The following is a 14,847-nucleotide window of genomic DNA, read 5'->3' as shown; positions in this document are numbered from 1 at the left end:
AAGTGATCTGACACACGTCGACGATGCAGAATTGTCGTATGCCAGACGACGTTGATTTTCGGATCGTTCACGCGCTGCAGGCGGCCGCGAGGGCACCGTGGGGTGTCGTCGCCGAGGTCGCCGGGGTCAGCGCGCCGACGGCCGCACGCCGTTGGGATCGACTCGTCGCAAGCGGTCTCGCCTGGATCGTCACCTACCCCGGAGCGGCTTTCCTGAACACGCAGTGCGTCGCATTCGTCGAGGTCCAACTCCAATCCGGCGGCATCAGCGTGGTGAAGCGACTGGCACGTGACGGGCGGGTCGCGACGATCCAGCACACCGCGGGCGACGCCGATCTGCTGCTCACGGTGATGACGACCGATCTGGACGCTCTCGGCGACTGGGTGCAGCGTCTCGCCGCGGACCCCCGGGTGACGAGAACCCGCAGTCGCATCGTGATGCAGGTCTTCGGGGAGAGCGAACGGTGGCGCGTCTCGGCCCTCGAACCGGATGAGGAGTCCACGCTCGATCCGCACCGGCCTCACTCGCGACCGCTCGCGCATCCGCCGGACTCCGCAGACCTGCGCCTGATCGCCGGCCTCGCCGCCGACGGACGTCGGTCCGCGGTCGATCTCGCTGCCGCCACCGGCATCAGCGCACCGACCGTCCGTCGTCGACTCGACGCACTGGTCGCCGAACGCGTCTTGTCGATCCGCTGCGAGGTCGCCCATGTTCTCGGAGGGTGGCCGGTCACCGCGAACCTGTGGGCTCGGGCGCGCCCGCAGAGTCTGGACACGTTGTGCGCGGCGTTGGACCGCTTCCCACAGATCCGCGTGTGCTGCGAAGTCACCGGCCCGGCGAATGTCGTGATGACGGTGTGGCTGCACCGGATCGGGGAACTGTCGTCGTTCGAGGCCGACCTCGAAGCCGCAGTCCCCGGCTTGGTGCTCGTCGACCGGAACATCACGCTCGGCACTCCGAAGCGGCTCGGTTCCCTTCTGGACAGGGAGGGTCGCTGCACCGGTCTGGTCCCGCTGGACCTGTTGACCGTCGGAGAGGCCTGACAGCAGGGTCGATCAACCGACCGATCCGACTTTTCGCCGATCCCACTGAATCCGTATCGTCTCTCGTGCATCGCTCAGTCGTTCACAGTCCAGTCGGTGCGAGAGAGTCGGGGGAACATGTCTGCGCATCGAGTGCGTACCGGGTTGATCGCTGCGGTGGCAGGTACCGCTGCCGTCCTGTCGACGCCGACCGTGGCTGCTGCGCCCGCCGGACCCCCGGGACTCGATTCGGTGGTCGTCGTGACCATGAAGGCGACAGGCACACTCGAGATCGACAGCGATCTGGTTCCGGTCACCACAGTCGACGCAGACACGGCATACGCATGCACGGCTGTCGACGTCGGCGAAGGACGAACTCTCACCTCGGTCAGGTGCGTCGATCCGTCGCTCGACTTCGTCGTCGACGACCTCCGCAGCCTCGCGATCAACATCGCCAACGACTGGTCGTTGTCCACGAGCCAGGCAGCCGAATTGAAGGCCACTGCGAGCAAGCAACAGTGGAAGATCACGTCGTCGAACGGCCACTCACCGGCCGCGAGGTACACCGTTCAGCGACGCATGACTCGCGGCGGTCCGGTCGTCTCGATGTGGGCGTCACGGGTAGCGATCAACGACAACCGACTCGCACTCCTGCGCAGCAGATCGTCTCTGCCGAACGTCCCCGCGGCGCAGGTCTCGACCGTCCCGGTGCAGGTCGGCGCGCGAGTGTCCGTGCCCGCCCTGGATCCCGAACGCACGGGCGGCAGCACCCCCGCCTCGACCGTCCCGACTCGCACCGTCACCGCTGTCGGCCGAGGTCGAGTGACGCTCGACAGCAAGCTCGAGTCGAGCAGTTTCGGCGGACCGGTCTTCGACTCTCGCCGCCGACTCGTCGGAATCCTGTCGTCGAGTGGACCCGCCGTGACCCCGGTGACGGCCGATGTCCTGAGGAGATTGCTGGCACAGGCCCCACCGCCTAGTTCCACGGCACCGGCTCGGACCTCGTCAGCAACGGAGACACCGGTCGACCGCGCCGCGTCGCACGCCGCGGCACCGTCGACTCCGACGAGCACCTGGGCGAAGGTCGCGCTCGGCGTCGGCATCCTGGACGTCGTCGTCTTCGGAGCCGTGGTCGTCGCCTACCGGCGTCGACGCGGCTGACGAATTCCCGGACGGGAGTCACTCCACGACCGAAACCGCGGAGAGTGGACGGTCGCCCGAATGTTTCATCGCTCGTTTGGATCAATCTCAACAACACCGACTTCGCGATCTGCCGGCCCGAGTCCGCACACGTCCTCGACGTGCACCACCTGTACCATAAGAACGCGATCAGCCCGTACGACGGCCGTGCCCTGGCCGGCGTCGTCAAGGGAACCTGGCTGCGCGGCCAGAAGATCGACTTCCAGAACCCCCTCGGCCGCATGCTGCGCCGCGGAGACGTCTGACCCAGACCTCACCTTGTCCTGGGCGACCCCCAGTACCGGGTCAGACGCGACACAACGAACGGCACCGGCGAGGCACCACCTCGCCGGTGCCGTTTCGTCTTTCGTCGAAGACTCGAGCGCGGCGGTCTGTCCGCGTAATTCGCCGTCAGAAGCTGGGTTCTGAATCCAGCTTCTGACGGCGACTTACGCGGATGCCTGAGTCAGCCCTGGCGCACGGCGGCGAACGGCAGGTTGCCGGTGACGCGGGCGGCGATGGCGGCGGCGGTGAACTCCTTGGCGCGGGCGGCCGCGTCGGCGACAGACGCGCCCTTCGCGAGTTCGGCGGTCAGAGCTGCGGCCAGCGTGCAGCCGGCGCCCGAGACCCGCTCCTCGCCGATCTTCGGCGACCGGAGGACCGTGACGTCGGTGCCGTCGTACAGGACGTCGACGGCGTCGTCGCCCGGCAACTCCACGCCGCCCTTGGCCAGCACGTACTGCGGTCCGAGACCCTGGATGCGGCGGGCGGCCTCGACGAGGTCGTCGACCGTCTCGATCGCGTCCATCCCGGAGAGCGTCGTCGCCTCGAACAGGTTGGGGGTGACGACGGTGGCCTGCGGGAGGACCTTCGCGCGCAGGGCCGTGTCGGTGTCGAGGGCGGCGCCCGACTCCTGGCCCTTGCAGATCAGGACCGGATCGAGGACGACGTGCCGCCACGACTGGCCGCCGAGCGCCTCGGCGACCACGTCGATGGTCGCGGGTGTGCCGAGCATGCCGACCTTGACGACGTCGAGGTCGTAGGCGGAGGTCGCGGCTTCGATCTGGTCGGCGATCACCTGCGGGTCCACCGGCACGAACCGGTGGCCCCAGTCGTTCTTCGGATCGAACGAGACGATGCAGGTGATGGTGCCGAGTCCGAACGCACCCAGTTCCTGGAAGGTCTTCAGGTCCGTCTGAATCCCAGCTCCGCCGGTCGCTTCGGATCCGGCGATGACATATGCGAAGTCAACCACGCCCACGAACTTACCGGGTGCGTCAGTCGATGACGCGGACCAGCCTGCCCGTCGGCTCCCCCTCCACCAGATCCAGGACCTCGTTGAACCCGTCGACGAGACAGTCGGCGAACAGGTTCTGGTCGGTGACGGCGGCGGCGTCGAGGTTGATGCCGACGCACGCGGTGCCGTTGTGGGTGATCATCGTGGCCATCACCGCGCAGCCGGGCAGCGGCCCGAACGGGAACATCCGCTCCACCTTGGCACCGGCCATGAACGTCTCCCACGGAATCCCCGGCACATTGCTGGCCTGCAGGTCGTTCTGCGAGGTGGTGCCGCTGAACTGGGTCAGGAGCGGTCCCGGCAACCAGGCGAGGACCGGGCCGATGGTGTTGAAGACGTCGACGGCCGGCTCGGACCGTGCGGCGCGCACCTGCTCGCGGATGGTCAGGACTCGCTCGAACGGATCGTCGATCCCGACGGGGCCGGCCAGTCGTCCGACCGCGATCCGGTTGCCGCCCGCGGGATCGTCGGGCTTGCGCACCGAGATCGGGATCGCGACGGGGATCGACTCGACGGAGGCGCCCATCGCGTCGTGATACCTGCGGAAGCCGCCGATCAGGCCGCCGAGGTAGACGTCGTTGACCGACGCGCCGGTCGCCTTCGCGGCGGCGTGGACGGCGTCGAAGGGGGCTTCGAACGCGAGGAAGCGCCAGGACACGCTGCGCCCCGCGAGGAGCGGCGAGCCCTGCGGGCTGATCATGCCCGCCACGCGCGGCACCGAGCGGCCGTATCGGAGGACGCGGCTGAGGGCCTTCTTCGGGTCGGCCAGCGACTTGATTCCGTCGACGGCCAGCCCCGCCACCTTCGGCAGTCGGGTGATCTCCTCCCCGATCTGCCTGGTGAGGACGTCGAGCGGCGACAGATCGCGCGGGATGGGCGCCGCGGGCTGCGGTTTGCCCGGGATCGGATCGCGGGTGGTCGAATGCAATTGCGCGATGACGCGGATCGCTCCGAGTCCGTCGGTGAGCGCGTGATGCGCCTTCAGCAGGTATGCGGTCTTACCGTCCGCGAGACCGTCGATGAGGTAGCCCTCCCACGGCGGTCGCGCCGAGTCGAGAGGCGTCATCGCGAGCTGCTCGCACAGCGTGAACAGCTCGCGCATCGAGCCGTCACCGGCCAGCCGGACCCGCCGCAGGTGATAGTGGAGGTCGAAGTCCGGGTCCACCTCCCAGCTCGGGGTGCCGGTGTTGAACGGAGAATCGATCACCCGCTGCCGGAAGCGCGGAGCCATCCGGGTGCCCCAGTCGTGCGCCGCGAGGAAACGATCCCAGTCGGGCTCGGTGTCGTAGACCTCGACCACCGAGATCGTCGACCGCAGCCGCCGGTCGGCGTCGCCGCGCCACATCACGGTGTCGACGGCGCTCATCTCCGGTTCGGTGCCCCAGTCCAGCGGCTGATCAGCCTCGTTGCCTGCACCCGGCTCAGTCACGCTTACGCTCCTGCCATTCGAAGATTCCCATGGTTCTGGTCATGCGGCCGTCGTCGAAGGCCGTGACCGGCCAGTCGGCCAGCGCGTCGAGATACCGCTGACGCGCGTCCTCCGCGTACTCCCCCGCCTTCTCCGGAACCCAGCCGGTCGTGTCGATCGGCGGCAGCACCCGCACTTCGACGGTGCCCGGCTTGATCAACTGCGCGCCGCGCCACATCAGTTCACCCGCGTTGCGCAGGACGACGGGGACGATCGGAACACCGGCGGTCATCGCGATGTGGAACGGCCCCTTCTTGAACGTGCCGATCCGCGGGGTCGCCGACCTGGTGCCCTCCGGCGCGACGACCAGCGAGAACTGCTCGTCCTGGATCTTGCGGACCACCGGCTCCAACTGTTCGATGGCCTTGCCGGCGTTGGCGCGGTCGATGAAGGCCACGCCGCCCACCTGGAGGATCTTGCCGAACAGCGGCAGGTCGCGGATCTCCTTCTTCGCGACGCCGGTCGCCTGCTGGCGGATCAGGTGGATCATCACCGGCAGATCGAGCTTGGACTGGTGGTTGAACAGGAAGACGCACGGGCGTGCGGACGTCAGGTACTCGTGGCCGTCGAGCACCTCGACGCGGACGCCGGCGAGGGCGAAGCCGGTGTCGATGCCTGCGGAGACGGCGCCCTGCATCGCGTCAGTGCCGTCGTCGCTGAGGAGTCCCTTGGCGAAGCCGACGGCGGCACCGCCCAGGAACGACCCGTAGAAGGCGCTGGTCCGGGCCATCATGCCGAGCTTGTTGTACGTCGGATTGTGCAGGTCCAGGATCGGCCAGCCGCGACTCTCGGCGACGGCACGCAGCTCACGCTGCGGCGAGACGGCCGCCGGGTTGCCGACCGACTCCAGATAGGGGACGTCCTCGTTGCCGTCGCTGTAGGCGAACGACGACTCCAGATCGAGGTCGTACTCCTTCGCCAGGCGACGGACCGCGGCCGCTTTGCCCGGTCCCCACAGCGGTCGGCCGAGGATCCGGCCGGTGACGATCCCGTCGACCACCTCGACGTCCGTCGCCAGCGCATGGTCGGCGTCGATCTGCTTGGCGATCGGCTCGATCTGGAACCGGGTGGCCGACGACGCGATCACGATCCGGTGTCCCTTGGCCCGGTGCGCGCGGATCACCTGCCACATCTGCGGTCGCAGCTTGGCCGCGGTGTCCTGCTTGAACAGCTGCTCGCCCATCGCGAGCAGTTCCGCGTAGGTCTTACCGGTGAACGCGGGCTTGGTGGCTTCGAGGACTTCGGCGTAGTCCTGCTCCGATGAACAGCCGCGCAGTCCGATCATCAGGCCGTCGAGCAGTTCACCGCCGGTGAACTCCATGCTCCGCAGCCTGGCCCGCAGGATGGCGGTGGCCGAGAAGCCCTCGAGCAGGGTGCCGTCGTAGTCGAAGAACGCGCACACCTGCTTTCCCTCGGGTGCCGCCGCGATCTGGCGCAGCCGATCGGCCAATGGACTCACTGCTCGGTCTCCTTCTCCTCGGTCTCAGCCGCCTGCTGGGCTTCGATCGCCGCCAGCCGCTCCAGACGGGCACGCATCGTCTCCACCTCGGCCAGCCACGTCCGACGCGCCGTCATCACATCGTCGAACGACGGTCCGCCGACGGCGCCGCGGTTGTCCGCCAGCTGGTAGGCGGCGTCGTACAGTTCGCGCGACACCGAGTCCTTGCTCGGAACCACGCCCTGCAGCGACAACTGCCGTCCCAGCCCCAAGCAGTCTGCCAGGACGGTCTCCTTGTCCTTCTCCTCGGCTCCCAAGGCGACGAGCCGCTGCGCGACGACGAGTTGCGCGTCGAAGAAGGTCTGCAGGGTGCGGCGGGCGAAGAGCTGACCGGCTTTGGCGAGGAGAACGGAGTGGACGCCGTCCTTGTCCAGGGTTCCGGCGCGCCATCCCGGTGCCACCAGGTCCATCTCCGCGCCGAGCCGGTGGAGGAACTCCTGCTTGGCCGGGAAGAAGAACTCGAACTTGAGGAGGTCGCGGATCCGGAGCGCCTCCTGCTGGGCGGGTGCGAGCAGCCCTTCGGACGGATCGGCCTGCGCGTCGGGCGCCGGGCTACCTTCGACGACGTCACCGTCGGAGACCGCGAGCATGCCGAGCTCGACGATGGAGCGGAGCACGAAGTGGTGCAGTGCGCCGTTGCGGTAGTACGCGGCGACCGCGTGGTTGCCGGGCGCGATGGACCAGATCTGCTCGCTGCCGCCGTCGAAGGTCTGCAGGACCTCGGCGTCGGTCAGTTCGCGGAGGGTGTCGAGGAGGCCGAGTCCGCGGCAGAGCGCCGGGTCGGGCCCGGGCAGCGACCGTGCACTGATGTAGTCGAGGAGCGGCGCCAGGATCACTTCGATCTCGTGGGCCGTGTACGCACGATCTTCGGCGCCGAGCAGGGCGAAGCCGGCCAATGACGTCGCCGAGATCGGCGTCGCGGCGTTGATCTCGTCCATCACCTTGAACGAGACCTTCTCGAGGCGGACCCGGCCGGTGCCCGCCTCGGCCAGTGCCTGGCGCAGCGAGAACGGTTCACCGAAGCGGACGCGCGCCTCACCGCGATAGGTGCGCTGGCCGCGCGCGTACTTGAGCAGCCATTTCAGGTCCTCGGGCGTCTTGGTGCCGCCCGCGGACTCACGCGCCATGGCGGCGATCTCGGGCAGCTGGTCGTAGACGATCGAGGTGGGGACGATCATGGCGTCGTGGTCGTCGAGCGCCTCGACGGCGTCGGCCACGTACGCAAGCAGTCCGAGCATCGGCGGACGGAGCTTGCCGGTGCGGCTGCGGCCGCCCTCGATGTACCACTCCAGATTGAAGCGCTTCTCGACGATGAACGAGAGGTACGAGCGCATGGCGAGCTTGTACACCGGGTCCGAGCCGAACTTGCGACGGATGAAGATGGTGCCGGCACGACGCGCGATCGGGCCCATCGGCCAGAACGCGAGGTTCTCGCCGCCGAGGACGAGGTTGGGCGGGAAGTCGTGCTGGTCGAGGACGCTGGCGAGGATGAGGGAGTCGACGTACGACCGGTGCGACGGGAGGAAGACGAGGGAGCTCTGCTTGTTGAGGGCGCGCAGTTCGCTGAGGGTGTCCAGGTCAGCGGACACCGACCAGGCCCGCTCGTAGAGACCGCGGAAGGTGGAGGTGAACAGGTCCTGGACCAGGCGGCTCTGCGTGGCGACGAAGGTCCCCAGCTTGTCGGTGGCCTCCTGGGTGACCGACGACGCGGTGCGGCCGAGCGCAGTGGCGAGTTCGGCGGCCGCGGCCTGGAATCGCGCCGACGAGCTGATCTGTTCGGCCACGAGCCGCGGCACCTTGTAGCGCGTGCCGACCACTTCCAGTTCGGCGCGTTCGGCCGACAGTGCGGCGCGCATGCCGACGAAGGCCGCGAACGACTCCCCTTCTGCCTGCTGCTCCTCGTAGCGGTCGCCGAGCTCGGCGACCGAGGCCGCGACGCCCTGCACCACGCGGGCGCGATCGGGTCCCATCCGCCGGATGGCCTGCTGGCGGAAGGCCGGAGGTCGCCGCGGATTGGACAGGACGATCGCGTCGGCGAGCGCCACCTTGCGCTGACCGCGGCGGACAGGCGGCAGCCACACCACGCGGGCCGGAATCAGGACCGTCGCGGGGTCCAGTCCGGCGATGTCGATCTCGTCGAGCGTGCGGACCTCGACACCGGGATGCTCACGCGTGGCCCATTCGACGACCATCTCCTGCTCGACTCCGGTCCGAGTGTCGGCCAGAACGATCTCACCCAAAATTGCACCCCTTGACGACTGAACTCACCCGAAGCATACGGCCGGGTCACCGGTGCCATTGTCGCCGATGCCCGCCCTCACCGGATCCGAATCGAGGCGAAACCCTGTGACATCGGCCGAACTGGTTTATGCGGAATCCCAGCCAATGGAGTTGATCGTCTGATCTACTCGGGGTGTGATGACCGTCGCAGTCCTCCGTTCCGCGCGAAACCTCCTCGTGGCGGCGACGACGGTCGTCGCCCTCCTCACGGCACCGACCGCAGCGTCCTCCGCCGACACCGTGCCGGGCAGTCCCGCCTACGACCTCGCCGGCGCCTGCGTGCACCTGACCGATGTCGCCGGCCGACCGCTGGTCGGCCGCGGCCCGTCGAGCGTGAAGGCCGCAGGACTGGGCGAGTTCCTGTTCTACGACACCGCGGGCACCGTGCTCACCGAGCGCGACGGCACGATCACGAGGACTCGGCGACCGACCCCGGCCGCGGTGTGGACGGTGACGCGTATCGGGCAGTCGTATCGCATGGCGACGCCGGGTGGGAGGACCAGAAGCGTGCGCCTCTCCCCGGCGACGGGGTGCCGTACCTTTCCCGAGGCCGAGCTCAACGTCACCGGCGCCCCGCATTCCGGGACCGACGCGAACGGGAATCTGGCGGGCTTCGCCGACTCGCACGCACACCTGATGGCCTATCAGTTCCTCGGCGGCCGCATCCACTGCGGGAAGCCCTTCAGCCCACTCGGTGTCACCGACGCCCTGCAGGACTGTCCCGATCACCGACCCGACGGGTGGCCCGCGGTCGGCGAGCAGATCCTGTCCGAACCCGGCCCGCACGACACGCGGGGGTGGCCGACCTTCGGCGGCTGGCCGCGGTGGAACTCCCTGACGCACGAGCAGACCTACTATCGATGGCTCGAGCGCGCCTGGCGATCGGGGCTCCGCGTGCTCAACAACTACTTCGTGCAGAACCGCGTGCTGTGCGAGATCTATCCGCTCAACGATCAGCCGTGCAACGAGATGGAGTCGGTCCGCATTCAGCACCGGATGCTGCTGGACCTGCGCGACTACATCGATGCGCAGGCCGGCGGGCCCGGACGCGGCTTCCTCCGGCTCGCGACCGACGAGGCGCAGCTGCGGCGGATCGTCGAATCGGGGAAGCTCGCGGTGACCATGGGCATCGAGATCTCCGAGCCGTTCGGGTGCGGACAAGCCAACGGTCGCGCACTATGCACCACCGGTGACATCGACCGCGGGATGGATGAGCTGCGTCGCCTCGGCGTGCGACAGGTGATCCTGACGCACAAGTTCGACAACGCCCTCGGCGGCGCCCGCATGGACTCCGACCTCACCGGCATCGGCGTCGAGATCGGGCAGGTCTACGCGGGAGGCGGCCTGTGGCGGACGCAGGCGTGCCGCAACGGACTCTCCGACAACACCCCTCCGCTCGGCGCTCCCGGCCAGTGCAACGTCCGCGGCCTGACGGGACTCGGCGAGTACGCGGTGAACGCCGCGGTGGACCGTCGCATGGTGATCGACGTGGACCATCTGTCGGCGAAGTCGTCGACGCGGGTGCTCGACCTGCTGGCGGCTCGCCACTATCCGGGTGTCGTGTCATCGCACGACTGGACCGACGCGAAGAACTACCGCCGGATCCTCGCGGCGGGCGGCGCCGTCGGCCTGTACGCGCAGGGACCGCTCCCCGCACGCGGCGACAATCACCGCAGTTCGTTTCTCGCCAACTGGCGCACGGTCCGCGCTGCGGCACGCCCCGGCAGCTTCCTCGGCATCGGATACGGTCCCGACATGAACGGGCTCGGGAAGCAGGCGCCGCCGTTGTCGACGACGTCGTCACGGCCGGTGACGTACCCGTTCGTGATGCCCGACGGCACCCGCGTGGGCAGACAGCGCACCGGAACGCGCGTCTTCGACGTCAACGTCGACGGCACCGCGCACTACGGAATGATCCCGGACTGGATCGAGAGCCTGCGGGTGGCCGCCGGAAAGGACGGCGACGCGGTGGTCGGAGACCTCTACCGAGGTGCCGAGGCGTATGCCCGACTGTGGGGTCGCGTCGAGGCCTACCGCCGATGACCGCCCCGCAGCACGTCGCGGTTCCCCGCCGGGTCACGGCGGGATTCGCGGCGGGCAGCGTCGGCACCGGCGGCTTCGGCGTGCTCCCCGGCCTCGTGCTCGCGTACTACCTCACCGACACCCTCGCGGTCAGCGCACTGCTGGCGTCGGTGGTCGTGGTGATCCCGAAGATCGTCGACGTCCTGGTCAACCCGATCATCGGCGCCCGCAACGACGCGGCGTTCGCCGCCACCGGCACGCGGACCCGGCTGATGTGGATCGGTACGGCGGCGATCGTCCCACTGTTCGTCCTCACCTTCGCCGCGCCGACGTCCCTGCCGCCCGTCCTCGGCGCGCTGTGGGTCCTGGTCTTCTTCACCGCGGCCGCCATCGCCTACGCCTTCTTCCAGGTGCCGTACATCGCGTTGCCGACCGATCTGACGCCCGACTATCACGCGCGGACACGACTGATCTCGGCCCGGATCGCCGTGCTGGCGCTCGCGATCCTGGTGATCGGCGCCGGCGCCCCCGCAATCCGCGACGCCCTCGGCGGCGGTGCCGCCGGCTACCTCGTGATGGCGGCGGTGTCCGTCGCCCTGATCTCGGCAGGCATGGCGGTCTCGACCGCGATCGCGGGCTCTGCCGCGCGACGGGCACCGGCCTCCGTCCCCGTGTCGCGCACGGACGGTCGTGCCGCCTTCCGGGCCGCCCGCGACCACCATCACTATCGGATCCTGCTCGCCGTCTTCGTGATCCAAGCACTGGCGAGCGCGGTGATGCTGGCCGGCGCGCAGTATCTGGCCACCTACGTGCTCGACGACGCCGGTGCACTGACGCCGCTGTTCCTGGCGCTGGTGGCGCCCGCCCTGCTGGTGATGCCGCTGTGGGTCCGCGTCGGCCGACGATTCGGGAAGCTGCGCGGCCTGTTCACGGCATCCGCGGTGTTCCTGGCCGCCGACCTCCTCCTGGCGATCGCGATCGGCGCGCCGGGCCCGTGGGTGTTCGCGGTGGTGATCCTGACTGGCATCGGCTATGCGGGGATGCAGACCTTTCCGCTGGCGATGCTGCCCGATGTGATCGACGAGCACACCCGCGCCACCGGCCGCGATCAGGGCGGAGCGCTGTCCGGGTTGTGGACCGCCGGCGAGACCCTCGGCATGGCCGTCGGCCCCGGGCTCTATCTGTTGGTGCTGGCCGCGACCGGATTCGTGTCGTCGTCGGCCGACACCGTCGTCGACCAGCCGCGCTGTGCCGTCGTCGGGATCACCGCGGGCTTCTCCCTCCTGCCCGCGGTCCTGGTCGCCGCCAGCATGCTTCTGCTCCTCCGATACGACCGAAAGAAGACCTCGTGAGTCCCGTTTCCGATCAGCGGCCCGGCCAGGACCCCGACACGGTCCTCGCAGAGCTTCGACGCCTCCGCGCGGCGGACGCACCCACGCACGGCGGACACGTCCTCTCGTACGTGTACGACAGCGGACGGCAGCGCCTCGACGAGCTGGCTGCCGCGGCGGCCGATCTGGTGCGGCCGGTGAACGGCCTCGATCCGACGGTGTTCGGCTCGGTCGCCGCCATGGAACGCGATCTGGTCGGTTTCGCGCGCGAGGCGTTCGGGTCTGCGGACGCGGTCGGCACGGTCACGTCGGGCGGCACCGAGAGCTGTCTCCTCGCGGTGCTGGCTGCGTGGCGGGCGAGCGGCGTCGCCCGGTCACGGGCGAACATCGTGGCTCCGGCGACGGTGCACGCCGCATTCCTCAAGGCCGGCGACATCTTCGGCATCGAGGTGCGACGCGTCCCGGTCGATGCGATGACCACCGAGGTCTCGGCCGCGGCGATGGCCGACCGCATCGACGACGGGACCGTGCTGCTGGTGGCGTCGGCGCCCAACTACCCGACCGGCGCGGTGGATCCGATCGCGGAGATCGGAGCCGTCGCGCTGGAACGCGGTGTCCCGCTGCATGTCGACGCCTGCCTCGGCGGTTTCGCCCTCGCATGGTGGCCCGATGACCTCCTGGCGTGGGATCTGTCGACGCCGGGCGTCACCAGCCTGTCGGCCGACTTCCACAAGTACGGGTACTCCCCCAAGGGCGCGTCGATCCTGCTGCACGCCGACCGCGACCGACACCGGGCCGGATTCTTCGCGACCGCCGACTGGCCCGGGTACCCGATCGTCAACCCGACGCTGCTCGGCTCGCGATCGGCGGCGGGTACGGCGTCCGCCTGGGCCATCGCGCGGTACCTCGGCGCCGACGGGTTCGCCGGACTCGTCGCCGACATCGCGGCAGCGCGAGACGCGCTGGTCGACACGGTCGACGGGATCGACGGCCTGCGGATCATCGGGCGTCCGCGCGGTCCGGTCTTCGCCGTCGCCGCCGATCCGGATGCGCCGACGCCCATCGATCCGCATCGCTGGGCCGACGAGGCGGCTGCGCGCGGCTTCACCCTGCAGGCCCAGCCCCGCTACACCCAGCCCGACGGCGTCGACCTCGCCGCCAGCACCCACGTGACGGTGACGCCGGTGACGCGACGGGTTCAGCCGGAGCTGGTCGCCGCGCTCGTCGACGCCGCCGACGCCGCTCGCGGCCAGCGGGCCACCCCCGCTCCGACCGCTTTGCGCGACCTCGCCGATGCCTTCGGCTCCGGTGCTGTGTCGGTCGCCGACGCTCTCGCTCTGGACTCGGCGACCACCGAGTCTGTCCTGGTCGGAGCCGGGATCGACCCGCACACCGATCCGTCGGCGGCGTCGGACGCCCTGGACATCGGTGCGGTGATCGCTGCGATCGACGTCCTGCCCCGACCGGTGACCGCGAAGATGCTGGCCGAGTTCCTGGCCGCCTTCACCAATCCCTGAGAGCGCCCCGAGACAGACGACCGCCCGACCGGGATACCCGGTCGGGCGGTCTGGATCGGGATTCTCAGCCCGCTCGCATCACAGAGCGCGCGAGATGATCTCCTTCATGATCTCGTTGGTGCCGCCGTAGATCATCTGGACGCGGTTGTCCGCCCACATGCGGGCGATCGGGTACTCGTTCATGTAGCCGTAGCCGCCGAACAGCTGCAGGCAGGTGTCGGCAACCTGCATCGCACGCTCGGTGGTCCACCACTTCGACATCGCGACCGTCGGGATGTCGAGCTCACCGCGCAGGTGCTGCTCGATGCAGTCGTCGATGAACACGCGAGCCACGTGGGCCTCGGTCGCGACCTCGGCGAGCTTGAACTTGGTGTTCTGGAAACCGAAGATCGGACGCCCGAACGCGGTGCGTTCCTTGGTGTACTCGAGCGTCTTCGCGAGTGCGACCTCCATGCCGGCGACCGACGCGACACCGATGATCAGACGCTCCTGCGGCAGCTGCATCATCAGCTGGACGAAGCCCTGGCCCTCTTCGGTGCCGAGCAGGTTGGACTGCGGGACGCGGACGCCGGTGAAGTTCAGCTCGGCGGTGTCCTGGCCGCGCATGCCGACCTTGTCGAGGATGCGGCCGCGGCTGAAGCCCTCGCGGTCGGTCTCGACGAGGATCAGGGAGATGCCCTTGGCGCCCTCGGACGTGTCGGTCTTGGCGACGACGACCACCAGGTCGGCCTGGCCGCCGTTGGTGATGAACGTCTTGGAACCGTCGATGACGTAGTCGTCGCCGTCCTTGATCGCCTTGGTCTTGACGTTCTGCAGGTCCGAGCCGGTGCCGGGCTCAGTCATCGCGATGGCGCCGACCACCTCACCGGAGGCCATCTTCGGCAGCCAGTGCTTCTTCTGCTCCTCCGAGCCGTACGCCAGGATGTAGTGCGCGACGATGCCGTTGTGCAGGCTCTGGCCCCACGCCGAGTCGACGACGCGCGCCTGCTCCTCGATCAGAACGGCCTCGTGGGCGAAGGTGCCGCCACCGCCGCCGTACTCCTCCGGGATCGACATGCACAGCAGGCCGACCTCGCCGGCCTTGCTCCACAGCTCACGGTCGACGTGATGCTGTTCGATGTAGCGTTCGGTGTTCGGGGCGACCTCTTTCTCACAGAATGCGCGCGCCATCTCGCGCAGCGCGGTGAGGTCTTCGGTCTCCCACGAAGGACGTCGTGCCATGTGTTGAGCTAC

Annotated in this window: 10 protein-coding genes and 1 pseudogene; 6 read left to right on the top strand and 5 right to left on the bottom strand. The window is 69.0% G+C overall.

Going from position 1 to position 14,847, the window contains the following annotated elements; all coding sequences use genetic code 11:
- Nucleotides 1-38: 38 nt before the first annotated feature.
- From ACH46_RS07680 to ACH46_RS07670, 3 genes and pseudogenes are all read left to right on the top strand, one after another.
- Nucleotides 39-1,043, top strand: coding sequence for an Lrp/AsnC family transcriptional regulator (locus ACH46_RS07680; RefSeq protein WP_062392387.1), 1,005 nt, complete (start codon nucleotides 39-41; stop codon nucleotides 1,041-1,043).
- A gap of 117 nt (nucleotides 1,044-1,160) precedes the next feature.
- Nucleotides 1,161-2,183 carry a serine protease family protein gene (locus tag ACH46_RS07675; RefSeq protein WP_157851023.1) on the top strand — a complete coding sequence of 341 codons (1,023 nt, stop codon included), beginning with the start codon at nucleotides 1,161-1,163 and terminating at the stop codon, nucleotides 2,181-2,183.
- 92 nt (nucleotides 2,184-2,275) lie between these two features.
- Nucleotides 2,276-2,467 (top strand): annotated as a pseudogene (locus ACH46_RS07670) (allantoinase AllB); the annotation flags it as partial.
- A gap of 200 nt (nucleotides 2,468-2,667) precedes the next feature.
- Here ACH46_RS07670 and thiD read toward each other — a convergent pair.
- The 4 genes from thiD to ACH46_RS07650 are packed head-to-tail and all read right to left on the bottom strand — an operon-like array spanning nucleotide 2,668 to nucleotide 8,704.
- Nucleotides 2,668-3,456 (bottom strand): bifunctional hydroxymethylpyrimidine kinase/phosphomethylpyrimidine kinase, encoded by a 789-nt coding sequence (gene thiD, locus ACH46_RS07665; protein ID WP_062392384.1) that lies wholly within the window; start codon nucleotides 3,454-3,456, stop codon nucleotides 2,668-2,670.
- Nucleotides 3,457-3,478: 22 nt separating this feature from the next.
- Nucleotides 3,479-4,864 carry a wax ester/triacylglycerol synthase domain-containing protein gene (locus ACH46_RS07660; protein WP_062395121.1) on the bottom strand — a complete coding sequence of 462 codons (1,386 nt, stop codon included), beginning with the start codon at nucleotides 4,862-4,864 and terminating at the stop codon, nucleotides 3,479-3,481.
- 55 nt (nucleotides 4,865-4,919) lie between these two features.
- Nucleotides 4,920-6,425, bottom strand: a complete 1,506-nt coding sequence (locus tag ACH46_RS07655) for an HAD-IB family hydrolase (protein WP_062392383.1) — start codon at nucleotides 6,423-6,425, stop codon at nucleotides 4,920-4,922.
- The gene (locus ACH46_RS07650; RefSeq protein ID WP_082399486.1) at nucleotides 6,422-8,704 is read right to left on the bottom strand and encodes a glycerol-3-phosphate 1-O-acyltransferase; all 2,283 of its coding nucleotides are present in this window, start codon (nucleotides 8,702-8,704) and stop codon (nucleotides 6,422-6,424) included. The genes ACH46_RS07655 and ACH46_RS07650 overlap by 4 nt, the downstream gene beginning before the upstream one ends.
- Before the next feature lie 178 nt (nucleotides 8,705-8,882).
- Between ACH46_RS07650 and ACH46_RS07645 the strand changes: the two genes are divergently transcribed.
- The 3 genes from ACH46_RS07645 to ACH46_RS07635 are packed head-to-tail and all read left to right on the top strand — an operon-like array spanning nucleotide 8,883 to nucleotide 13,614.
- Nucleotides 8,883-10,787: a membrane dipeptidase gene (locus ACH46_RS07645; RefSeq protein WP_082399483.1), complete on the top strand. Its 1,905-nt coding sequence runs from the start codon at nucleotides 8,883-8,885 to the stop codon at nucleotides 10,785-10,787.
- Entirely contained in the window at nucleotides 10,784-12,118 is a 1,335-nt protein-coding gene (locus tag ACH46_RS07640) for an MFS transporter (protein ID WP_062392382.1), read from the top strand. Before ACH46_RS07645 ends, ACH46_RS07640 begins: the two co-directional genes overlap by 4 nt.
- On the top strand, nucleotides 12,115-13,614 hold the full coding sequence (locus ACH46_RS07635) for a pyridoxal phosphate-dependent decarboxylase family protein (RefSeq protein ID WP_062392381.1): 1,500 nt from the start codon (nucleotides 12,115-12,117) through the stop codon (nucleotides 13,612-13,614). Before ACH46_RS07640 ends, ACH46_RS07635 begins: the two co-directional genes overlap by 4 nt.
- A 78-nt stretch (nucleotides 13,615-13,692) precedes the next feature.
- On the opposite strand, the gene ACH46_RS07630 is transcribed toward ACH46_RS07635, so the two are convergent.
- On the bottom strand, nucleotides 13,693-14,835 hold the full coding sequence (locus tag ACH46_RS07630; protein ID WP_062392380.1) for an acyl-CoA dehydrogenase family protein: 1,143 nt from the start codon (nucleotides 14,833-14,835) through the stop codon (nucleotides 13,693-13,695).
- Nucleotides 14,836-14,847: the final 12 nt, after the last annotated feature.

It is taken from the genome of Gordonia phthalatica (assembly GCF_001305675.1).
GTDB classification, from domain to species: Bacteria; Actinomycetota; Actinomycetes; order Mycobacteriales; family Mycobacteriaceae; genus Gordonia; species Gordonia phthalatica.
The sequence above is the reverse complement of the archived record's forward strand: the minus strand, read 5'-3'. Positions and strand labels throughout refer to the sequence as shown.

What these genes read in the sequence shown, in the direction of transcription:
- ACH46_RS07680 (WP_062392387.1), top strand. Translation starts at nt 39, where the DNA reads ATGCCAGACGACGTTGATTTTCGGATCGTTCACGCGCTGCAGGCGGCC.
- ACH46_RS07675 (WP_157851023.1), top strand. Translation starts at nt 1,161, where the DNA reads ATGTCTGCGCATCGAGTGCGTACCGGGTTGATCGCTGCGGTGGCAGGT.
- ACH46_RS07660 (WP_062395121.1), bottom strand. Translation starts at nt 4,864, where the DNA reads ATGAGCGCCGTCGACACCGTGATGTGGCGCGGCGACGCCGACCGGCGG.
- ACH46_RS07645 (WP_082399483.1), top strand. Translation starts at nt 8,883, where the DNA reads ATGACCGTCGCAGTCCTCCGTTCCGCGCGAAACCTCCTCGTGGCGGCG.
- ACH46_RS07640 (WP_062392382.1), top strand. Translation starts at nt 10,784, where the DNA reads ATGACCGCCCCGCAGCACGTCGCGGTTCCCCGCCGGGTCACGGCGGGA.
- ACH46_RS07630 (WP_062392380.1), bottom strand. Translation starts at nt 14,835, where the DNA reads ATGGCACGACGTCCTTCGTGGGAGACCGAAGACCTCACCGCGCTGCGC.